Annotated in this window: 18 protein-coding genes; 13 read left to right on the forward strand and 5 right to left on the reverse strand. The window is 71.5% G+C overall.

Annotated features, from left to right (window positions below; genetic code table 11):
* Nucleotides 1-99 precede the first annotated feature (99 nt).
* The 5 genes from xylB (at nucleotide 100) to adh (ending at nucleotide 6630) form a co-directional block, all read left to right on the forward strand.
* Entirely contained in the window at nucleotides 100-1545 is a 1446-nt protein-coding gene (gene xylB / locus ABZT02_RS02720; RefSeq protein ID WP_356013474.1) for a xylulokinase, read from the forward strand.
* Between the two features lie 7 nt (nucleotides 1546-1552).
* On the forward strand, nucleotides 1553-2761 hold the full coding sequence (locus ABZT02_RS02725; protein WP_356013476.1) for an ROK family transcriptional regulator: 1209 nt from the start codon (nucleotides 1553-1555) through the stop codon (nucleotides 2759-2761).
* 311 nt (nucleotides 2762-3072) lie between these two features.
* The gene (locus ABZT02_RS02730; protein ID WP_356013478.1) at nucleotides 3073-3672 is read left to right on the forward strand and encodes a peptidoglycan recognition family protein; all 600 of its coding nucleotides are present in this window, start codon (nucleotides 3073-3075) and stop codon (nucleotides 3670-3672) included.
* Between the two features lie 97 nt (nucleotides 3673-3769).
* Nucleotides 3770-5050 (forward strand): GAF domain-containing protein, encoded by a 1281-nt coding sequence (locus ABZT02_RS02735; RefSeq protein ID WP_356013480.1) that lies wholly within the window; start codon nucleotides 3770-3772, stop codon nucleotides 5048-5050.
* A 56-nt stretch (nucleotides 5051-5106) separates the two neighbouring features.
* Nucleotides 5107-6630 (forward strand): aldehyde dehydrogenase, encoded by a 1524-nt coding sequence (gene adh, locus ABZT02_RS02740; RefSeq protein ID WP_356013482.1) that lies wholly within the window; start codon nucleotides 5107-5109, stop codon nucleotides 6628-6630.
* Between the two features lie 1198 nt (nucleotides 6631-7828).
* Here adh and ABZT02_RS02745 read toward each other — a convergent pair.
* Both ABZT02_RS02745 and ABZT02_RS02750 read right to left on the reverse strand, forming a co-directional pair.
* Complete coding sequence (locus ABZT02_RS02745) at nucleotides 7829-8806, reverse strand: M56 family metallopeptidase (protein WP_356013484.1); 978 nt, start codon at nucleotides 8804-8806, stop codon at nucleotides 7829-7831.
* Nucleotides 8807-8810: 4 nt separating this feature from the next.
* Nucleotides 8811-9236: a BlaI/MecI/CopY family transcriptional regulator gene (locus ABZT02_RS02750; protein ID WP_356013485.1), complete on the reverse strand. Its 426-nt coding sequence runs from the start codon at nucleotides 9234-9236 to the stop codon at nucleotides 8811-8813.
* A 141-nt stretch (nucleotides 9237-9377) separates the two neighbouring features.
* Here ABZT02_RS02750 and ABZT02_RS02755 point away from each other — a divergent pair, with 141 nt between their 5' ends.
* Nucleotides 9378-10760 carry a glycosyltransferase gene (locus ABZT02_RS02755; RefSeq protein ID WP_356013487.1) on the forward strand — a complete coding sequence of 461 codons (1383 nt, stop codon included), beginning with the start codon at nucleotides 9378-9380 and terminating at the stop codon, nucleotides 10758-10760.
* Nucleotides 10757-11479 carry a polysaccharide deacetylase family protein gene (locus tag ABZT02_RS02760; protein ID WP_356013488.1) on the forward strand — a complete coding sequence of 241 codons (723 nt, stop codon included), beginning with the start codon at nucleotides 10757-10759 and terminating at the stop codon, nucleotides 11477-11479. Before ABZT02_RS02755 ends, ABZT02_RS02760 begins: the two co-directional genes overlap by 4 nt.
* A gap of 109 nt (nucleotides 11480-11588) precedes the next feature.
* Here the strand turns inward: ABZT02_RS02760 and ABZT02_RS02765 are convergent, their stop codons facing one another.
* Entirely contained in the window at nucleotides 11589-13364 is a 1776-nt protein-coding gene (locus ABZT02_RS02765; RefSeq protein ID WP_356013490.1) for a hypothetical protein, read from the reverse strand.
* A gap of 168 nt (nucleotides 13365-13532) precedes the next feature.
* Here ABZT02_RS02765 and ABZT02_RS02770 point away from each other — a divergent pair, with 168 nt between their 5' ends.
* Genes ABZT02_RS02770 through ABZT02_RS02790 form a run of 5 tightly spaced genes read left to right on the forward strand, consistent with a single transcriptional unit; the run spans nucleotide 13533 to nucleotide 17520 of the window.
* Nucleotides 13533-14201 carry a DedA family protein gene (locus tag ABZT02_RS02770; RefSeq protein ID WP_356013492.1) on the forward strand — a complete coding sequence of 223 codons (669 nt, stop codon included), beginning with the start codon at nucleotides 13533-13535 and terminating at the stop codon, nucleotides 14199-14201.
* On the forward strand, nucleotides 14198-14803 hold the full coding sequence (locus ABZT02_RS02775) for a phosphatase PAP2 family protein (protein WP_356013494.1): 606 nt from the start codon (nucleotides 14198-14200) through the stop codon (nucleotides 14801-14803). Before ABZT02_RS02770 ends, ABZT02_RS02775 begins: the two co-directional genes overlap by 4 nt.
* Complete coding sequence (locus ABZT02_RS02780) at nucleotides 14800-15474, forward strand: phosphatase PAP2 family protein (protein ID WP_356013496.1); 675 nt, start codon at nucleotides 14800-14802, stop codon at nucleotides 15472-15474. The genes ABZT02_RS02775 and ABZT02_RS02780 overlap by 4 nt, the downstream gene beginning before the upstream one ends.
* Nucleotides 15475-15484: 10 nt before the next feature.
* Nucleotides 15485-16147 (forward strand): response regulator transcription factor, encoded by a 663-nt coding sequence (locus ABZT02_RS02785; RefSeq protein WP_356013498.1) that lies wholly within the window; start codon nucleotides 15485-15487, stop codon nucleotides 16145-16147.
* Nucleotides 16144-17520, forward strand: a complete 1377-nt coding sequence (locus tag ABZT02_RS02790) for a HAMP domain-containing sensor histidine kinase (RefSeq protein ID WP_356013500.1) — start codon at nucleotides 16144-16146, stop codon at nucleotides 17518-17520. The genes ABZT02_RS02785 and ABZT02_RS02790 overlap by 4 nt, the downstream gene beginning before the upstream one ends.
* 6 nt (nucleotides 17521-17526) lie before the next feature.
* Here ABZT02_RS02790 and ABZT02_RS02795 read toward each other — a convergent pair whose 3' ends face one another.
* Nucleotides 17527-18411, reverse strand: a complete 885-nt coding sequence (locus ABZT02_RS02795) for a hypothetical protein (protein WP_356013501.1) — start codon at nucleotides 18409-18411, stop codon at nucleotides 17527-17529.
* A gap of 152 nt (nucleotides 18412-18563) precedes the next feature.
* On the reverse strand, nucleotides 18564-19403 hold the full coding sequence (locus ABZT02_RS02800; protein ID WP_356013503.1) for a hypothetical protein: 840 nt from the start codon (nucleotides 19401-19403) through the stop codon (nucleotides 18564-18566).
* A gap of 169 nt (nucleotides 19404-19572) precedes the next feature.
* Between ABZT02_RS02800 and ABZT02_RS02805 the strand changes: the two genes are divergently transcribed.
* Nucleotides 19573-20649, forward strand: a complete 1077-nt coding sequence (locus tag ABZT02_RS02805) for a sodium-dependent transporter (protein WP_356013505.1) — start codon at nucleotides 19573-19575, stop codon at nucleotides 20647-20649.
* Nucleotides 20650-20735: the final 86 nt, after the last annotated feature.

Raw genomic sequence — 20735 nt, forward strand, 5'->3', positions numbered from 1 at the left:
GTGTCTCCGGGTGGAGACACGAACCGCATCAAGGTCACGAGCCGCGTCACGCTCATGAGCCGCAGCAGGATCATGAGCCGCGCAACAAGGGAGAGCCCGATGTCAGCAGCCGAGGGTCCGCTCGTCGTCGGCGTGGACACGTCCACCCAGTCCACCAAGGCGCTGGTGGTCGACGCGGCCACCGGCCAGGTCGTCGCGCGCGGCCAGGCACCGCACACCGTGTCCTCCGGCGCCGGCCGGGAGAGCGACCCGCGCCAGTGGTGGGACGCGCTCTCCGAGGCCCTGCGCCAGTGCGGGGACGCAGCCCGAGAGGCCGCCGCGGTGTCGATCGGCGGCCAGCAGCACGGCCTGGTCACGCTGGACGCGCAGGGCGAGCCGGTGCGGCCGGCCATGCTCTGGAACGACGTCCGCTCGGCGCCGCAGGCCAGGCGCCTCATCGAGGAGCTGGGCGGCCCCAAGGCCTGGGCGGAGCGGACCGGAAGCGTGCCCGGCGCCTCCTTCACGGTGACGAAGTGGGCCTGGCTCGCCGAGCACGAGCCGCAGGCCCTGCGCGCCACGAAGGCCGTACGCCTGCCCCACGACTACCTCACCGAGCGGCTCACCGGCGAGGGCACCACCGACCGCGGCGACGCCTCCGGCACCGGCTGGTGGGCGTCCGCGACGGAGTCGTACGACAGCGAGATCCTCGCGCACGTGGGCCTCGACCCCGCGCTGCTCCCCCGCGTGGTCCGGCCCGGCGAGGTGGCCGGCACCGTGCGCGACGGCCATGACCTGCCGTTCTCCAAGGGCACCCTGGTCGCGCCCGGCACCGGCGACAACGCGGCCGCCGCGCTGGGCCTCGGGCTGCGCCCCGGGACGCCGGTGATGAGCCTGGGCACCTCCGGCACGGTCTACGCCGTGTCCAAGCACCGCCCCGCCGACCCGACCGGCACCGTCGCGGGCTTCGCCGACGCCCACGGCGACTGGCTGCCCCTGGCGTGCACCCTGAACTGCACCCTCGCCGTGGACCGCGTCGCCGCCCTGCTGGGCCTGGACCGCGAGGCCGTGGAGCCGGTCTCGGGGGTCACCCTGCTGCCCTACCTGGACGGCGAGCGCACCCCGAACCTGCCGAACGCCTCCGGCCTGCTGCACGGCCTGCGCCACGACACCACCGGCGGCCAGCTGCTCCAGGCCGCCTACGACGGTGCCGTGCAGGCGCTGCTCGGGGCGCTGGACCTGGTGCTCGACGAGGACGCGGACCGTTCGACGCCGCTGCTGCTGATCGGCGGCGGCGCCCAGGGCACGGCCTGGCAGCAGACCGTACGACGGCTCTCGGGACGTCCCGTCCAGGTCCCCGAGGCCAAGGAACTGGTCGCTCTCGGCGCCGCCGCGCAGGCCGCGGGACTGCTGACCGGTGAGGACCCGGGTGCGGTCGCCCGGCGTTGGAACACCGCCGCCGGTCCGGTGCTGGAGGCCGTCGAGCGGGACGACGAGACGCTGGCCAGGATCGCCGGGGTACTCTCCGACGCGGCGCCGCTGCTGGAGCGGGGGACCTCTGAGGAGTGAGGGAGGCATGACCGCACCGCTGCACGACGCCCACCCGGCGGGTCCGGGGCGCGGCCTGCCCGACACCCAGCAGGGCATGCGCCGGCGCAACCTGGCCCGCGTGATGCACACCGTGAGTGCCGAGGGACCGCTCTCGCGCGCCGCGGTCGCCTCGCGCATCGGCCTGACCCGGGCCGCGGTGTCGACCCTCGTCGACGAACTCATCCGCACGGGGCTGCTCGAGGAACTCGGCCCCGAGCGCCCCGGGCGGGTCGGCAGGCCGGGCTCCGCGCTCGCCGTCAGCGGGCGCGGGCCTGCCGGGATAGGTGCCGAGATCGGCGTGGACCACCTCGCGGTCTGCGCGGTCGATCTGCGCGGGCAGGTGCGCTCCCGGGCGGTGCGCCACGGCGCGAACCGGGGCCGCTCCCCCGAGCCGGTGATCGCCGAACTCGCCTCACTGGTCCGCCAGGTGGTGGTGGAGGCGGAGGGCGAGGGCCTGTGGCCCGCCGGTCTTGCGGTGGCGGTGCCCGGTCTGGTCGCGCGTGACGCCCGGACCGTCGTCCGTGCCCCGAACCTCGACTGGCACGACACGGACCTGGGTGCCCTGCTGCCGACGGACTTCCCGCTGACGGTGGGCAACGAGGCCAACTTCGGCGCGCTGGCCGAACTGTGGCTCGGCGCCGGCACCCCCCATGACTTCCTGCACGTCTCGGCGGAGATCGGCATCGGCGCGGCCCTGGTCGTGGACGGGCAGCTGCTGCGCGGCACCCGCGGTTTCGCGGGCGAACTCGGCCATGTTCCGGTCCGTCCGGACGGACCCCGGTGCCCATGCGGCGGGCGCGGCTGTCTGGAGCAGTACGCCGGCGAGGAGGCGGTGCTGCGGGCGGCCGGTCTGGAACCGGGCGAGGACCGGGTCGGACTCCTCGCGCAGCACGCCGCGGACGGCGACGAGGACGTACGGGGCGCCCTGCGCGAGGCCGGGGAGGCGCTCGGCATCGCGCTGACCGGGGCGGTCAATCTGCTGGACCCCGAAGCCGTGGTGCTCGGCGGTGCGCTGGCCGGGCTCGCCCCGTGGCTGCTGCCCTCCCTGCGGGACGAGCTGGCCCGGCGCACAGCGGGCCCGGCCTGTCCGGTGTCCGTGTCCGGCCTGGGGTCGCAGGGTCCGCTGCTGGGGGCCGCGCACTCGGTGGTGCGGGCCGTGCTGGACGACCCGGCGATGGTCGGCGAACGGGCCTGAACACCCGTCAACTCACCCCATCGGGTGACCGGGTTATCCACATCCTCGGCGTCGTCCACCGGAAGACCGAGCACCTCTGCGCCCAACGGGCCCCCGCCGTACCGTGATGCACGCGAGGCACGCAGCTGTCATGGACGATCGGACTTCGCGAGGTCCTGTCCGTCCGCGACACCAACCACACCCGCGTGACGGAGATCCGCAAGGAACGGCTGCCGACGGGCGAGACTCACCGCGGAGCGCACGACCGGTTCCGTGAGACCGCGGTGACCCCCGCTTGGCTGAACACCGCTGAGACGAAAGGCACTTGACCTATGGAACGCGCCAGATCGCTGCTCGACAGACGGCGGCTGCTGAAGGGGGCCGTCCTGGCCGCCGTGCCGTACGCGCTGCTTCCCGAGGCGCTGGCCGGGGCCGCCCCGCAGCCCGTCGACCACCCGCTCGCCGAGTGGCAGCCGGCCACCACGTCCAACTTCACCGCGTCGGACCGCCCCTGGTCCTACCCGGTGGACCGGGTGGTCATCCACGTCACCCAGACCTCCTACACCGGCACCCTGGACATCTTCCGCAACCCGGCGAAGGCGGTGTCCGCCCACTACGTCGTGCGGTCGGCCGACGGTCATGTCGCGCAGTGCGTACGGGAGGCGGACATCGCCTGGCATGCCGGGAACTGGGACTACAACACCCGCAGCGTCGGCATCGAGCACGAGGGATGGGTGGACCAGCCGGCCTACTTCACCGACGCCCTGTACCAGGAGTCCGCGAAGCTCACGGCGGGGATCTGCGAGAGATACGGGATCCCCAGGGACCGCGCGCACATCATCGGGCACTACGAGGTGCCGGGCACGGACCACACCGACCCGGGCCCGTACTGGGACTGGGACCGCTACCTGCGCATGGTCGAAGCCGTGTGAGCCGCGAATCGTCGGGGTGACGCCGGTCGAAGAGGTTGTCTGTGCGCGGACCGGGAGTGACGATGTTCCCAGCCGCGTCGCGTTCCGGGAGGCCGAGTTGACCGATCCATGGGTGGCCCTGGAGCCGGGGGCCGACCCTGCCGAGCGGGTCCGGCTGCTGCGGCGAGCGCACGAGACGTTCACCGAGGCGGGCACGGTGCAGCGGCCGGTGCGCCCGGTGGTGGCCGACTCGTGGCGGCGTTCCGCGCGGGCCGGTGTCGGGCCCGACGGGACGGCGGACGTCGAGCTCGGCGACGGTGACCTCGGTCCGTACCGGGCCGAGCATCCGCTGGCGCGGGTCATGCCGCTGTTCCGTGAGCTGATGGGGACCTTCGCCTCGGACGGGGAGCATCTGCTCGCGGTGTGCGACGAGCACGGCAGGCTGCTCTGGGTCGAGGGCCATGCGAGGACCCGTCGGCAGGCGGAGTGGATGAACTTCGTGCCGGGTGCGCGGTGGGCGGAGACCGCTGTCGGGACGAACGCGCCCGGCACCGCGGTCGCCGTGGACCGCCCGGTGCAGGTGTTCGCGGCGGAGCACTTCATCCGCCGGGTGCAGCCGTGGACCTGCGCGGCGGCGCCGGTGCACGATCCGCGGACCGGGCGGGTGCTGGGCGCCGTGGACATCACCGGCGGGGACGGGCTCGCGCATCCGCACAGCCTGGGCTTCGTCCAGGCGGTCGCGCGGGCCGCCGAGTCCCAGCTGGCGCTGCTCCTCCCGCAGCAACCGGCCACCGACAGGCCTGAGCTGAGCGCACTGGGCCGGGACGAGGCACTGCTGGTCGGTGGCGGCCGCAGAGTCAGGCTCAGCCGCAGGCACAGCGAGATCCTGGTGCTGCTGTCCCGGCACCCGGAAGGCCTGACCGGGGACGAGCTGTTGTGCGCGCTGTACGAGGACGAGTCGGTGACGCCGGTGACGCTGCGGGCAGAACTGGCCCGTCTGCGACGGGTGTTGGGGCCGGTGCTGCTGGCGTCTCGGCCGTACCGGCTGACCGTGCCGGTCGAGTCGGACGTGGCGGTCGTCGAGCGGCGGCTGGAGAGCGGGGCGGTCGCGGCGGCGGCGACGGGGTACGCCGGTCCGCTGCTGCCGGCGTCGCAGGCTCCGGCGGTGGTGCTGCTCAGACGCCGGGTCGCGGACGGGCTGCGGTCGGCGTTGGTGGCCCGCCGGGATCCCGACCTGCTGGCGGACTGGGCGCACGCGCCGTGGGGCGAGGACGACGTCGAGGTGTGGCGGGCCCTCGCCGCCCTGCGGCCGACGCCGAGCGTGCGGGCCCGGCTGGCCGCGCTGGAGTCGGAGCTGGCCGCGCCGACGGCAACGTGGTTGCAACGTCCGCGCTCCTAGCCTCACGCGCAGAGCTGCCCAACGGCGGGCAGCGCTGCTGAAGGAGGCTGGCCAGCATGACCCGTTACGCGGCACCCGGCACCGAGGGCGCGATCGTCTCCTACCAGGCGCGTTACGACCACTTCATCGGCGGCGAGTACGTGCCGCCGGCGCGCGGCCAGTACTTCGACAACCCGTCCCCCGTGAACGGGCAGTCCTTCACCGAGGTCGCGCGGGGCACCGCCGAGGACGTGGAGCGGGCGCTGGACGCCGCGCACGCCGCCGCCCCGGGCTGGGGCCGGACCTCGGTGACCGAACGGTCCGACATCCTGCTGAAGATCGCCGACCGTATGGAGGCGAACCTGGAGAAGCTCGCCGTCGCGGAGAGCTGGGAGAACGGCAAGCCGGTGCGCGAGACGCTGGCGGCCGACATCCCCCTCGCCATCGACCACTTCCGGTACTTCGCGGGGGCGATCCGGGCGCAGGAGGGCTCGCTCGGCGAACTCGACGACGACACGGTGGCGTACCACTTCCACGAGCCGCTCGGCGTCGTCGCGCAGATCATCCCGTGGAACTTCCCGATCCTGATGGCGGTGTGGAAGCTGGCCCCGGCCCTCGCGGCGGGCAACGCGGTCGTCATCAAGCCCGCCGAGCAGACCCCGGCCTCGCTCCACTACTGGATGAGCCTGATCGCGGACCTGCTGCCGCCGGGCGTGGTGAACATCGTCAACGGCTTCGGAGTGGAGGCCGGCAAGCCGCTCGCGTCGAGCCCGCGGGTGGCGAAGGTGGCGTTCACCGGCGAGACCACGACCGGGCGGCTGATCATGCAGTACGCCTCGGAGAACATCAAGCCGGTCACCCTCGAACTCGGCGGCAAGTCACCGAACATCTTCTTCGACGACGTCTGGGCGCGGGACGACGACTTCCGCGACAAGGCGCTCGAGGGGTTCACGATGTTCGCCCTCAATCAGGGCGAGGTCTGCACCTGCCCCTCTCGGGCCCTGATCCAGCGCGGCAACTACGCGGAGTTCCTGGAGGCGGCCGTCGCCCGCACCGAGCTCATCAAGCCGGGCCACCCCCTCGACACCGATACGATGATCGGCGCCCAGGCCTCCAACGACCAACTGGAGAAGATCCTCTCCTACCTGGACGTCGGCCGGCAGGAGGGCGCGAAGGTCCTCACTGGTGGTGAACGCATCGAGTACGACGGCGAGTTGAAGGGCGGTTACTACGTCCAGCCGACGATCTTCGAGGGCGACAACCGTATGCGGATCTTCCAGGAGGAGATCTTCGGCCCCGTCGTCTCGGTAACTTCCTTCGACGACTTCGACGACGCCCTCAAGATCGCCAACGACACGCTGTACGGCCTCGGCGCGGGCGTATGGACCCGGGACATGAACACGGCGTACCGGGCAGGACGGGGGATCCAGGCGGGCCGCGTCTGGACCAACTGCTACCACGCGTACCCGGCGCATGCGGCGTTCGGCGGGTACAAGCAGTCGGGGATCGGGCGGGAGACGCACAAGATGATGCTGGAGCACTACCAGCAGACGAAGAACATTTTGGTTTCATACAGTCCAAAGAAACTTGGGTTCTTCTAGAGTCTGAAGCCGGTTGCCTGGAGGCGTCGTTACGCTCCAGGCAACCCAGTACGTGGCCGCCCTAAGCGATCAACAAGTCACTTCACGTTACCCTTCAAGCTCCGACTGAGGCGGTCCCGGACCAGCCACGGACCAAACGGCACCCCTGTGGCACCAATTCCGAGAGGTGTCTCCAGCGTGACCGAGGGTTCGTCAGCCAGGCGGCGGCATGGTCGGCGGTGGGACGTTGCGCCGGGCTCTTCGCGAAGTCGTCGAGCGGCCCGAGAATCTCGGGGCACAGCCGGGCGGGCGGGACGCGCACGGCGTCGCCGTGCTGCTGAGCCACAAACCAGGGCGGTCGCGCCGGTGAACGGCGGGAGGCCGGTGAGCAGTTCGTACCGCGCACAACTCAACGCGTATGCATCAGAGGTGAGTTGTGCCGGTCACCCGGGGCTCGCCCGAGCGCCAGGTAGGCGCTTGGATCGAGGATCTTCCCGGTGGCCGTCAGCGAGGAGGAGGCGTCGGCGGCGAGCTTGGTTGGGGCGAGGGGGACTCGAACCCACAGCCGACGGATTATGAGTCCTTTGAGGATCTTGGCGGCCCTTGTCGATCAATGCCAATCCTGCCCGTTTTCCCAGTTCAGACGAGATTTGGCGCCTCAGTCCTTCTCGGCCCTTGTCGGCCTTTTCCGATCCTTGTGTCCAACCTCCGTCCAGAACGCGTCCCGAACTGACGTTATGGGTCGCCGCGCCGTCCGTCCTCGCAACCCGCGAGACAAGCTCCGAACCGGCCGGCAGCGGATTCCTCTTCCGGTGCGCGGACGCTCAGTCGACCGCCTGATCCCGGCCGAGGGCACCGCGGTACGTTCGCCTGGGCCAGGGGTGACAGCCACCAGTCATCCGGATCATGGCCATGCTCATGAGGCTCCGGGACCGGCGCCCCGCTCGTCACCCGCACCCGTATCGCCGAGACCGGCGGCTCCCGCATCCTGCGCCGGGTCTGCAACTGCGACCGCGGCAGGCAGTCCGAGGCCACCCAGCCCGTCTGGTCGTCGAGTCGTCATCGACTTCATCCTGCCCACCGGCGGCGACTGCTTCCGCATCCTGCCCGGCGCGTGACACCGAGGACCGGCTCGGCCGTGGTCACGACCTGACCCGCGTAGCCGACAGGGTCCGGCTCCACCACGCTACGAGCGCCGCTCCGGAACCCGGTGATCGCGTTACCGGCAGTGGCAGCAGATGTCGGGCCCGTGCCGGTGGCCTTCCGCGGACGGTGCGTTCGCAGCAGCCGCGTAGGTCGCGCACTGTGCGCTGTCCACCATCCGATCGCTGTCGGACGCGGCATTGGCGAGGCTCGCGCAGCACACGGCCAACATGAGGGCGCCCGCCACCAGCGGCAGCCTCCGGCGTGCGGGCGGCGGGGCCAGCAGGGCGCGCACCCGCTGTGGCACCACCCCGCCGGTCGCGGCCAGGGCCGCGGGGCGGGACACGCCGGTGGAGGCCAGCGCGGCACGGCCGACGGCGTGGGCGACGACCGTGCGGTCGCCGACTCGGGCCGCGGCCTCCTCGTCGGCCCAGCGTTCCAGGACGAAGTCGCCCGCCACGACCAAGGACCGCAGCAGTGGGTTCAGGGCCGCCGCGAGCCGCCACAGGCCCTGGAAGAGGTGATGGCGCCCGCGCAGATGGGCTCGCTCGTGCGCGAGCAGGGCCGCGCGCTCCCGGTCGCTGAGGCAGCGCAGCATCCCGCGGGAGACGACGACGCGTCCCGGCTTTCCGGGCAGCGCGAAGGCGATCGGGGCGTCGTCGTCCAGGACCGCCAGCTCCGTGTCCTGTGGCAGCCGGGCGCACTCCCGCCGCGCCTGGACGAGGTGACGGGTCTGCCGTACGACGGCCACGCCCAGCGACACCATGCCCGCGGTCAGCAGCAGCGCGCCGGCGGCCGCGACGACAAGGTACACCGGGTCCTCGGCGCGCAGCGCGGCCACCGACCAGCGGCCCTGCTCCGCGACCTCCGGGATCTGCGCCACACCGGTGAACGCCAGCAGGGCCAGTGCCCCCGCCCAGCCGACCGAGGTGACGAGCGCGGCGCAGGCCAGCGCCCAGGCGGTGGGACGCGGGGGCAGAAGGGGGGCCAGCCGGGGCGCCAGCACAGCGAGGACGGCCGTGACCGCGAAGGGGACGTAGACGGTGAACAACACGGCTTTACGCCCTCCCGCCGGAATGATCACCCTCGGCCCGCACATCGTGTCCGGACAGGAGCTGATGCAGCACGTGCTCGTCCTGCTCGGACAGTTCCGAGACGAAGCGGGCCAGGACCGCCTCGCGGTCGGAACCCCCCTCAAGCAGCGACCGCATGCGCTGGGCGGTGTGCGACGCCTCGTCCCGCACCGGCTCGTAGGCGTATCCGCGGCCCTCGCGGTGCCGGACGAGTATCTCCTTGTCGTGCAACCGGGACAGGATGGTCAGGACGGTTGTGTAGGCCAGGTCGCCCGGCAGCGCCTCCCGGACCTGGCCGGCGGTCAGGGGGCCGTCGGCGGCCCAGAGCGCGGCGAGGACATCGCTCTCCAGTTCACCGCGGGCTCGCCTGCCGGACGCCCCGCGGGCGCCACCGTCCTCTCGCTCCTCCACCGGATGCCTCCGTTCGCCGACCGTCCGCACAGACTACCCGGCCACCTCCTACTAGTTGTAGGAGGTATGCTCCGGGCTTCGAACTGCGAACTACTACAACTCGTAGAATTTCACTGCTCCCGTCCCCTGCGGAGGAAACCCATGCCCCACCGCGCGAGCACGGCGCCCAGACACACACTCACGGGCGCCCCTGTTCCGCAGCCCACCGCGACACCCGGCGCGGGATGGGTCACGGTCGTCTCCGCGAGCGTCGGAGCCGGTCACGACGGTGCCGCCGCCGAGCTCGCCCGCCGTCTCACCGCGCAGGGCTACACGGTGGACCGCCTTGACCTGCTGGACCTGCTCCCCGCCCACCTGGGCCGCACCGTCCAGGAGGGCTATCACCGGATGCTGGTGCGGGCCCCGTGGGCCTACCAGCGGATCTACTCCAGCACCGAGCGTGCCGGGGGCGGCGGGCCGGTGGCGCGGGCTCTGCTGCGCTCGGCACAGGACCGGGTACTGGACGCCCTGCCTCCGGGCACCGGCGCCGTCGTCTCGACGTACCCCGGGGCCAGCCGAATCCTGGGCAACCTGCGCCTGGACGGCCGGCTGACCGTGCCCGTCCTCACGTATCTGACCGACTTCTCGGTACATCCGCTGTGGGTCGCGCCGGGTGTGGACGTCCACCTCGCCGCTCACGCAGTGCCCGCCGCCCAGGCACGTGCGGCCGGGGCCCAGGACGTGCGAGTGCGCGGCCCGGTCACGGACCCCCGATTCCGGCCCTGCGACGCACGGGGGCGTGCCCGCGCCCGGGAGAGGTTCGGGCTGCCGTCCCACGCCCCGCTGGCTCTGCTGGTCGCCGGGTCCTGGGGTGTGGGCCCGGTCCGTACGGTGGCCCGGGAGCTGCGTGACTGCGGCGCCGCCGTCCCGGTCGTTGTCTGCGGCCGCAACGGTGCCCTGGCCGAGCAACTGCGCGCCGGCGGCATCGACCATGCCTTCGGCTGGGTCGACGACATGCCCTCCCTGATGCACGCCGCCGACGTCCTCGTCCAGAACGCCGGCGGGCTCACCTCGCTGGAGGCCTTCGCCTGCGGCCTGCCCGTCGCCAGTTACCGCTGCATACCCGGGCACGGGCTGACCAACGCCGCCGCTTTGGACGAGGCCGGCGCGGCCGTGTGGATACGCGACCCGGCCGACCTCAAGGCGGTGCTGTGCGAGCTGATCGACGGCCCAGTCGGACTCCGGCAACGGGCAACCGGATTCGCCCTGTTCGCCCAGTCCCCCGACGGCTGCCCGACTGCCGAGATCGCGCGCGTGCACCGGTCAGGAGCCCCCGACCGGGTTTCTGGTCCGGTTGCACACCGAACGACGCGGCGGCTCGCCGCCACGGCCGCCCTGGCGTCCCTCGTGTGCGCCGGCGCCGTCGCCACCGGGGTGGCGACGACGTACGAGGGTCCCGACCTCATCCACGCCATCAGTCACCGCCTCGACCCGGACGGCTTCCCACCGGAGCACACCTCCCCGTCGGAGGACGACCACTCGTGACCATCGCCCCGACGCTGCGCACGGCCGTCCTCGCCGCCGTACCCGTCCTCGCCGCCGCCCACGCCGCACCCGTCGTCTCCACCTTCGGACCGCTGCGCAATCGCCTCATGCCCCGTCTCTCGGGCCGCGGTCGCACCAACCACATCGCCCTGAGCTTCGACGACGGCCCAGACCCCCGCTCCACCCCGCACTTTCTACGGCTGCTCGCCGGACGTCAGGCGCATGCCACGTTCTTCCTGCTCGGCAGCGAGGCACACCGCTCCCCCGGCCTGGTCCGCGAGATCGCGGCGGCCGGTCACGAGGTCGCCGTCCACGGCTGGCTGCACCGCCCCCTGCTACTGCGTGGCCCGCGCGCCACCTATGACGACTTCCGCCGGGCCCGAGACACCGTCGCCGCGATCACCGGACGGCAGCCCACGCTCTTCCGGCCCCCGTACGGCGTCATGTCCACCGCGGCCCATCTCGCGGCCCGCCGCCTCGACCTGACCCCGGTGCTGTGGACCTGTTGGGGGGAGGACTGGACGGCACGGGCCACCCCGCACTCCGTCCACCGCACCGTCACCGCCGACCTGGACGGCGGCGGCACGATCCTGCTCCACGACTCCGACTGCACCTCAGCGCCGGGCGCGTGGCGCTCGGCGCTGGGCGCGCTGCCCCGGATCCTCGACACCTGTCAGGAACGGGGTTACGGCGTCGGCCCGCTGCGCGACCACGGCTGACCACACGAACGCCGAACAGTCGGGGTACGGGCTCGGTAACGCGCCTCGCCGACAGCTGCCGCGGCATCGCCAGGCGCGCCCGTGCGGGTACGCCCGCCTGGTGCCCTTGCTACTGGATCGCGGAAGGAGCAGCCGGGATATGGGCGGTGGTGATGGTCATCGGGGTGCCGGTGACGGCGATGAGGTAGGTACCCGGGCCGTGGCCCCCCGGCATCGCGCGGAACCCTCCCGCGGGTTTCACGTCGTACTCGGCGGAGGCGTGCGGGGCGAGCACGGCCGGGCCGGAGGCGATGGTCCACCAGTTGGAGGCACCCTGGCCGGTACGGCTCGCGAAGTGCGGGGTGAGCGCCTTACCGGTGGTGTTGACGGCCCGCACGTCGATGGCGGTGACACCCACGCGCCCGTGGTGCATGGCGAAGCTTGGCAAGAGGCTCATGCGCAGGGGCGGTGGGCTCGCCGCGGCGATCGCGACGCATACCAAGGCCGGGACGAGCAACCCACCCGCGACGACGGTCTTCGCGCGGTGGCCGGTAAGGCGGGGAAGACGTGGCTGCCAGGCGGGCGCGAAGGCGGCGGCCGGGACGGTGGCGGCGGCCGCGAGCCACAGTGGGGTCATCATCAGGAAGTAGCCATCCTGGGAGCGCGTAGCGAGGTAGAACGCGACCCATGGCAGGACGGTGAGGGCGGGGCCGAGACGCCGGACGAACAGCAGGGTGGCGACGAGCAGGCCGAGCAGGAGGAGTTGGCTGCCGTAGGAGTAGTAGTCGAGGCGGCCGCTGCCGTCGGTGAAGTAGTAGGAGATGCCCATCAGGCCCTGGCCGTGCAGGATCGCCTTCTGGTCGAGCGGCAGGAGTACGCCCTGCAGCCAGGCGGAGAAGCCCTCGACGGCGAAGTAGGCGTTGGCCGCTGCGAAGGTGAGAGCGGCGGTGGCCGCGTAGCGGGCGGTCACCGCCAGAGCCCGCCTCGGACCGAGTTCCCCGCGCCTGACGGCGTACAGGCCGATCAGCAGGAAGGGGGCGAGGAACCAGGCGAGCTGCTGGGCGGCGCAGGCAGCGCCCAGGCACGCTGCCCGCAGCACTCCCCCTGAGCCAAGACGGCCGCCCTCACCGGTTGCGGGCCAGCGGACCACCACGGGGACGAGCAACGCGAGAGCCGTGATCGCCGGGTAGCCGGCGTAGGCGTAGCGGGGCAGGAGGCCGAATCCGAGACAGACTGCGGTGGCCGCCGGCCTCCAGGGCGCCGGCAGCAGGAACCACAGCAGGACCGTGGAGACGAGCAGCGCGGCCGTGGTGATCAGGGTGGCGGCCGCCGTCGAGTGGACGAGGGCGTGCACGGGGGCCGCAAGCAGCGCAGTCAGTGGCGGGTAGCCGTAGGTGTAGTCGGCACCCCCGGACATGGTCTTGGTGATCCCGACGCGCGGTGTGCCGAACAGCCAAGGCCACGGCTGGCCGTAGACCGGACGACCGTGCAGGATCCCGTTCGCCGCCTGCGCGGTCAGCACCCCCTCGTCGCTACCCGCGTGATCGAGCAGGTAGCCGCAGATCACCAGCGCGACGGCGGTCACCAGTACCACGGCATCGACCCTGATCAGCGCGCGACGGCTCCGTACGAGAAGGCTGAGTGCGGCGCAGATGAGGATCGAGGCGTAGCAGACGGAGATGACGCCGGCGACGGCCGGACGTGAGGCCATCGCGGTCGTCCAGGCGGCCCGTGTCCCGATGAACAGGCTGATCGTGGCCACCAGGGTCATACCCCGGTGCAACTGCTGGGGGCCTGCGCCCGGGACTCCGGATGCTCGTGCCGGGGCCGGGGGTGGCGCCGTCGGGTTCGTGACCGCACGCCACAGAGTCCAGGTGCCGGTCCCTGTGCGATAGGGGTCAGCCATGACGCCCGTCTCCTCCGCCTCGGGTTCCGTTTGGGCGGCCGTTTGTATCCGGTCACCCACAGAACATCTACTACATCTTGTAGATGTAGGCTCGGCCAGTGCGGTTCCCTCCAGACCAGGTACACGCGGATGGACGAAGAATCCGTCTGCCGGAAAGGCCCCCTTACCATGACCACACCGATCCATCCTGCGTCACAGCTGGCCGTGAACGTGCTGGACGCTCATTCGCTGCTGGCGGCGTTCGGCGTACTGGGCGTCGGGGTGGTGATGTTCGCCGAGACGGGGCTGCTGGTCGGCTTCTTCCTGCCGGGCGACTCGCTGCTCTTCACGGCCGGTCTGCTGTGCACCGGCTCGGCGGAGGCGAGTGTGCACCTGTCGCTGGGGCCGCTCCTGGTCGCGGCTGCGGCAGGCGCCCTGGCCGGGGCGCAGTGCGGCTATGTGCTCGGCCGGAAGGCGGGTGGAGCGCTGCTCGCCCGTAGCCGCTCGCAGCGTCTGCGCGAGGGTGCGAAACGCGCCGAGGAACTGCTGGAGCGATACGGACACGCGAAGGCGATCACGCTGGCCCGTTTCGTGCCGGTGGTGCGGACCGTGCTCAATCCGATGGCCGGCGCGCTGGAGGTACCGGTGCGCACGTTCACGTTGTGGCAGATCGTCGGCGGCCTCGCGTGGAGCCTCGGACTCACCCTCGCGGGGTATGCGCTGGGGTCGTCGATCCCGAACGTCGACCGTTACCTGCTCCCGCTGGTGGCGTTGATCGTGCTCGTGTCGCTGATCCCCCTGGCCGCCGAGGTGTACAGGGCTCGGCGGGATGGCCGGCCCGAGGAGGGGCGCAGGTGATCATGGCTTTCGATGGGTCGTCTGTCGACGGCACCGAGTATCTGGACGTGGTGCGTCTGGCGCGGCATGCGCCGGCCTGGCTGGACGCAGCGGTGTCGTTCTGGTCGACATACGGGCTGACGGTGTTCGCCATGCTCGCGGTAGTGGGCTGGTGGTTCGCTCGACGGGGTGGGAATGCGGCTGCGGTGAGGGCGCTGGCCGTACCGGTGGTCGTGGTCGTTGCGTATGGCGTGGATGCCCTGACGAAGCTGGCGGTGCGCGAGGACCGGCCGTGCCAGAGCCTTCGAGTGCAGACCCTGGAGACGTGTCCGGCGCCCGGCGACTGGTCCTTCCCCAGCAACCACGCGGCGGTCGCCGCCGCCGCTGCCGTGGCCCTGCTGTTCGTCTCGCGTCGGCTGGGGGCGGTCGCGGCCGTGGCGGCACTGGCGATGGCGGTCTCGCGGGTGTGGGTCGGCGCGCACTATCCGCACGACGTCCTGGCAGGGGTGCTGGTCGGTGGCCTCGTCGCACTGACGGCGATGCTCGTGCTGCGACGGTGGTCGCGATCGGTGGACCGGTGGATCGGCTCGGTACGCCTGCGCCGGCTGCTGAGCGCCTCATGAATCGGCGCGACGCCGCCGACCTGGCCGGGACCGTCGGTCTCGGCGCCTGGGTGGCGTTCGGCGTCCTCACGATGGTGGTGATCGGGCAGGACGGCGCTCCGCTGTGGGCGGACGGCGGATTCCTGGCCTGGTCGCTCGGCCATCGGCCGGACGTCGCCGGGGCTCTGGCCCGAGGGGTGACCGATACCGGCAGCGGCGTCGTCCCCTACGCCCTCGCGGCGTTGGCTGGTGTGGTCGCGGGGCGAACCGCACGGCGACGGATGTGGGCCGCCGCGCTGAGCCTTGCCTGTCTGGGGGCCGGGCAGGCGCTGCGCTACGGGGTGATGGCGCTCGTCCAGCGGCCGCGTCCCGTCCGCGCCGACTGGGCGGCGTCCGCGGGCGGTTGGGCGTTCCCCTCGGGACACACCACCACAGCGGCCCTCACCGCCGGGCTGCTGATCGTCGCGGTCTCGCTGCGTGCCCCGCACGGCGCCACCCCGCTTCGTGTCGTCATCGGGTGCTGGGGCGTGCTGGTGGGCCTGTCCCGGGTCTATCTGGGCGTGCACTGGTTCACCGACGTCATCGGCGGCTGGCTGTTCGCCACCGGATGGCTCGGAGTGTGCCTGTACGCGATGACCCGGTGGCTGCCCGCATCGTTCGTCTCCGGTACGCCCCGCACGCCGGACAGTTGAACGGAGGGCCATGCGCCACAAGATCCTGGTCGTCGAGGACGATCACGCCCTGCGTGACGTGCTGCGCCGAGGCCTGCTCGACGAGGACTTCGACCCCGTACCCGCCGCCGACGGCGCCACCGCCCTGCGGCTGGCCACCGACGACATCGCGGCCGTCGTCCTGGACGTCGGGCTGCCCGACGCGGACGGCCGGGACGTCTGCCAGGCACTGCGGGCGGGCGGTTTCGCCGCCCCGATCATCTTCCTGACGGCCCGACATCACCTCACCGACCGGCTGTCCGGGTTCTCCGCCGGAGCCGACGACTACCTGCCCAAGCCGTTCCATCTCGCCGAACTCGTCGCCCGGCTGCGGGCCGCACTCAAACGGGCCTCACCCGCGGCCGTGGCCACCGCCGGAGACCTGGTCCTGGACGCGACCCGGCACAGCGCGCACGTCGGCGACGTCCACATCGACCTGTCCCCCACGGAGTTCCGTCTGCTGGCCACGCTCATGGCCGCAGGTGGGACCCTCGTGTCCCGCCGCGACCTGGTCAGGGCCGCGTGGCCGGACGGCGCCCAGGTCAGCGACAACACCCTCGACCAGTATCTGAGCCGACTGCGCCGCAAGTTGCGCGAAGCCGGCAGCGGCCTCGTCCTCACCACGACACGCGGGATCGGGCACCGGCTGTCATGAACCGGCTCGCGCGCCGTCTGGCGCCCCGCACGCTGCGTGGTCGGCTCTCGCTCGTGGCGCTGACCACCGCTGCGCTCCTGATGACCGTGCTGACCGTCGTGTTCAACACCGTCATGGACCGGCACCTCCAGCACCAGGCGGACGACGAACTACGCAACCGCGCCGCCGCCGTCGCCACCACCGTCGACACCAGCGGGCCCCGAGTGCGGGTCCTGGAGAGCGTCAACGACAGCCTTCTCGACACGAACGTGTGGATCTACACCGGGACACGACTACTGGAGAAACCCCCGTCCGCCACGGCCGACAGTGCGCTGACCCGGGCCGCCGACCGGCTCGCGGCGCGGGGCAGCCCGGTCTGCGCGACGGTGCACACCGACAACCCCCGTTTCGTCCGCCTGTGCTCCCAGCCCGTGTCCGGCCCGCGCAGCACCGCCACCGTCGTCACGGCCGTGGATCTCGCCCCTTACCGCAACTCCGCCGGCACCCTGCTGTCGGGCTCGCTGATCCTGGACGCCGTCATGCTCGCGTGCACCTACGCGCTGACGCGGCTGGCCGTCGGACGAGCGCTGCGCCCCGTGCGCACCATGACCGACCAGGCCACCCAGTGGAGCGCCGTCAATTCCGACCAGCGTTTCGGCGCCGAGGATCAGCCGGCCGAACTGGCCCGCCTGGGCAACTCGTTGGACGCACTGCTCGACCGCATCCGCACCGTGCTGCGTCACGAGCAGCAGCTGACCGGGGAGTTGTCGCACGAACTGCGCACCCCGCTCACCCGGATCGTCGTCGAGCTCGACTGGTGGCGGGCCCGGCCCCGCTCGGCCGCCGAGACCGACGCCACCCACGAGGTGATCGCGGAGGCCGCCCAGTCCATGCGCACCATCTGCGACACCCTGTTGAACGACGCCCGCGAAGGCGCACGGGACTCCACCACGGCCGTCGGTGCCACTGCTGTCGCTCCCGTGCTGCAGCGGCTGGTCGAGGACCTCGACGCACGGAAGCAACTGAAGACCGTCGTCGACGTGCCGGACCAGCAGATCGAAGCGGGCGTCGCCTCCGCTCTTCTCGAACGCATGGTCAGCCCGCTGCTGGCCAATGCCGTTCGCTATGCCGGCTCCACGGTCACCGTGTCCGCAAGACAGTTGCCCGGCGGCGTCCGCATCGCCGTCACCGACGATGGTCCTGGCGTACCGGAGAAGTTCCTCGACGATCTATTCCAGCCCGGCCGGCGTGCGGACTCCGGCGACGGGCACGACGGGGCGGGCCTGGGACTGCCGCTCGCGCGGCGCCTGGCCCGCGCCGTCGGCGGCGAGGTCTCCCACGACCCCGAGCACACACCCGGAGCACGCTTCCTGGTCGACCTGCCCGCCGGATGACGTGATTCAGCCGGCGCGCCGGGCGACCGGCTCCCGCTCCGTCATCTGCGGTGTTCTGCGCTCCTGCACGTGCGCGTACGCCATCAGAACAACCAGGACGGCCAGCAGCACGGCGGAAGATCCCGCAGTACCCAGGTCCAGGCCGCCCTTGGTGACCGGCTTGGTCAGGAGGTCTCCGGCGGTGGCTCCCAGGGGGCGGGTGAGGACGAAGGCGATCCAGAACAGCAGCACGTTCGGCACGACCGACACCTTCATCAGCAGGACGAGGAGGGCCAGTGCGCCCGTAACGAGGAGCGCGCCGCCGGCGTAACCGAGGCCTGAACTGTCGGAGAGGAAGTCGCCCAGGGAGGTGCCGAGGGTGTTGGAGACGAGGATCGCCGACCAGAACAGGGCCTCGCCGCGGAAGGTGACGATGTCCCGGATCTGGAAGGTCATCCCGGTCGCCTTCCAGACGGTGAAGATGACCAGCAGGATCGAGATGAGGATCGCGGCACCGGTCGGATAGCCCATGCCGAGGCCCTGCGGACCCCAGCCGAGTGAAGTGGCCCCTCCCGAGAGGTACTTGGCGCTCGCGTCACGGTTCATGAAATCGGACATCGTGGTGCCGGCCATGCTGGTCGAAAGGATCACCGTCCAGTAGAGGAACGGGTTGTAGTGGCTGGACCCGAGCTGGACGACCAGAGTCACCACGAAGACAAGGAACAGCGCGATCGTGGTGAGGAAGTAGCCGAGCCCGAGGGTCTGCGCGAACAGGTCGCCGGCTGTCTCGCCGAGGGTGGTGGCGGCGATCTTCATGATCCAGAACGCCAGCGTCACTTCTGGGAGCTTCTTCATCACCGACTTGGTCGTACTCGCGACGTCGAGGTCGGTGAGCATTTCCGGTTTCTGCAAGGTGGGGGGCTCCAATGCGGTCGAACAGCAGGGCGCCCGCCCGCGACACGGACAAGCACCCTGTGCGATCAGGCGACTCCGAACAGTTATCGCCGGAACCGACCCTGGCAGCGCCACCCTGAACGCATCCTGAACGACCGCAGCTTGCCTGCTCAGGCCGCGTGTCGGGCGGAGTGCTGCGGCTGCGCCACGTCCTTGCGGGTCACCGAGAGGTAGATGACCAGGCCGAGAATGACCGTGAGGAACAGCGCGCTGGTGATGACGGTGCCCAGGCCCAGGCCGCCGTCTCCGCTGGGCTGGGAGAGGTAGTCGCCGATGGACGCGCCGAGCGGACGGGTGAGGATGTAGGCGATCCAGAAGCTCCACACCGCGTCCAGACCGAGCTTGAAGTGGGCGAGGGCGACCGCGGCGATGGCCAGGCCGAACAGGACCGCGGATAGCCAGTAGCCCAGGTCCATGCGCTCCGAGACCAGGTCACCGGCCGCGGTGCCGAGGGCGAAGGTGAACAGCACGGCGAGCCAGTAGTAGGACTCGCGGCTTGTGGTGTCGATGTGGTGGATGGACAGGGTCCGCTCGCGCCGGTACCAGACCACGAAGACGATCGCGAGGATGATCGCGAAGACGGTGGTGCTGGTCTCCAGCGGTACGCCCATGTTGTCGGTGAGGTTGTCGCTGATCAGCGTGCCGACGACGCTGATCAGGGCGACGGCGAGCCAGTACACGCCCGCACGGTAGGCGGTGGTGCGGAACTGCACCACCAGGACGACCGCCAGCAGGGCGCTCATAAGCACCGACACACCGGTCAGACCGAGACCGGCCTTCTCGTTGAGCAGGTCGGCCGCGGTCTCGCCGACCGTCGTGCACAGCACCTTGATGACCCAGAAGTAGACGGTGACTTCAGGCACCTTGTTCCAGCCCAGTCGGCGACCGGAGGGCGACACCTGGGGGTCGGCCGCCGAGGGCGTGGGCGTCTGTGAGGTCTCGTATGTCATGAGGCCCGACCGTGCCACGGGATACCTGAACGCATCCTGACTGCCGTGCGTCATCGGCTGCCTCCTCCGCCTCACCCCAGCACCATGAGTGCCATGACGATTCGTGATCACGGCTCCTGCATAGCGGCGTTCCGCCCCGTCCCCTCCGCCGCCGTGGAAGAAGACCGCCTTGAACCGTCCGACTGCCTCTCCACCGCCTGCCGACCCGGTGACGGCCTGGCTGCGTCGTCGGCTCGGCCGGGCCGTCGTGCTGTCCTACGTCGCCGCCCTCCTCCTGCCCGACCCCGGCCTGTGGCTGCGTCGCGACCACACCGTGCCGATCGGCACTGTCACCGGCCTGCCCCTGAACACCGCCCCGCTACTGCTGTCCCTGCTGCTGTTCTCCGCCGGACTCCAGGTTCCCGTCCGCGAACTGGGCCGCCTGCTCCGCAAGCCGACCACCCTGCTGGCCGGGATGGTCCTCCACCTCGTGATCCCGCTCCTGGTCATCCCCGTTGTCGCGTTCGTACTGCACCGCACCCCGGACAGTGACGGGGGCAGCGGACTGATCACCGCGATGATCCTGATCGTGGCGATGCCCGTGGCCGCCGGAGCCACCGTCTGGACCGGCACGGGTGACGGTGACCAGCCCGCCATGGTGGGCCTCGTCCTCGCCTCCACGCTCCTCAGCCCGCTCACCGTCCCGCTGGTCATCACCACTTTGGTGCCGCTCCTGAGCGACGGCTACGCGGACACGCTCGCAACGACCGGACGCACGGCCAACGGCGGCTTCGCCCTCGTCACCGTGGTCCTCCCCAGTGTCGTCGGCATCCTGTTCCGTCTCGCGCTGCCGACGGCTTGGCTCAGCGGGGCCCTGCGCGTGATCGTGCCCGTGGCACTGGCCGGATCGCTCGTCCTGACCTATGTGAACGCCAGTGGTGCCCTGGCCTCGTTCCTCGCGCACCCACGCCCCCTCCTGTTCGCCGCTGCACTGGCCGTGGCTGCGCTCGTCTGCCTGTTGTCCTTCGCGTTGGGCCGGACCGCAGCACGGCTCCTGCATCTGGACGGCCCCGCCTCCTCCTCGCTGACGCTCGCCTGCGGGATGAACAACAGCAGCGCGAGCGCGGTCCTGATCGCCACCACGCTGCCCGACAAACCACACCTGCTCCTGCCCGTGCTCGCCTACGGGCTGCTGCAGAAGACAGCCGCGAGCCGGGTCGTGCGGACAGCGGGTCATCGGCACCCGCCCTGCCCTGCGTCACCGTGAACCGCCCCGGTGACGGGAGGCGACCACATCAACGCGGTGGCGGGACACGCACCTGGCGTAAGACGCTCCCAGCCCTCCGTTCGAGG

Origin of the sequence: Streptomyces sp. NPDC005402, from assembly GCF_040606575.1 — a bacterium.
In the GTDB taxonomy this organism is placed as follows: Bacteria; Actinomycetota; Actinomycetes; order Streptomycetales; family Streptomycetaceae; genus Streptomyces.

Coding starts and splice junctions, on each gene's coding strand:
- ABZT02_RS02800 (WP_356013503.1), bottom strand. CDS start 19,403: ATGACATACGAGACCTCACAGACGCCCACGCCCTCGGCGGCCGACCCC.
- ABZT02_RS02725 (WP_356013476.1), top strand. CDS start 1,553: ATGACCGCACCGCTGCACGACGCCCACCCGGCGGGTCCGGGGCGCGGC.
- ABZT02_RS02770 (WP_356013492.1), top strand. CDS start 13,533: ATGACCACACCGATCCATCCTGCGTCACAGCTGGCCGTGAACGTGCTG.
- ABZT02_RS02785 (WP_356013498.1), top strand. CDS start 15,485: ATGCGCCACAAGATCCTGGTCGTCGAGGACGATCACGCCCTGCGTGAC.
- adh (WP_356013482.1), top strand. CDS start 5,107: ATGACCCGTTACGCGGCACCCGGCACCGAGGGCGCGATCGTCTCCTAC.
- ABZT02_RS02780 (WP_356013496.1), top strand. CDS start 14,800: ATGAATCGGCGCGACGCCGCCGACCTGGCCGGGACCGTCGGTCTCGGC.
- ABZT02_RS02730 (WP_356013478.1), top strand. CDS start 3,073: ATGGAACGCGCCAGATCGCTGCTCGACAGACGGCGGCTGCTGAAGGGG.
- ABZT02_RS02790 (WP_356013500.1), top strand. CDS start 16,144: ATGAACCGGCTCGCGCGCCGTCTGGCGCCCCGCACGCTGCGTGGTCGG.
- ABZT02_RS02765 (WP_356013490.1), bottom strand. CDS start 13,364: ATGGCTGACCCCTATCGCACAGGGACCGGCACCTGGACTCTGTGGCGT.
- xylB (WP_356013474.1), top strand. CDS start 100: ATGTCAGCAGCCGAGGGTCCGCTCGTCGTCGGCGTGGACACGTCCACC.
- ABZT02_RS02755 (WP_356013487.1), top strand. CDS start 9,378: ATGCCCCACCGCGCGAGCACGGCGCCCAGACACACACTCACGGGCGCC.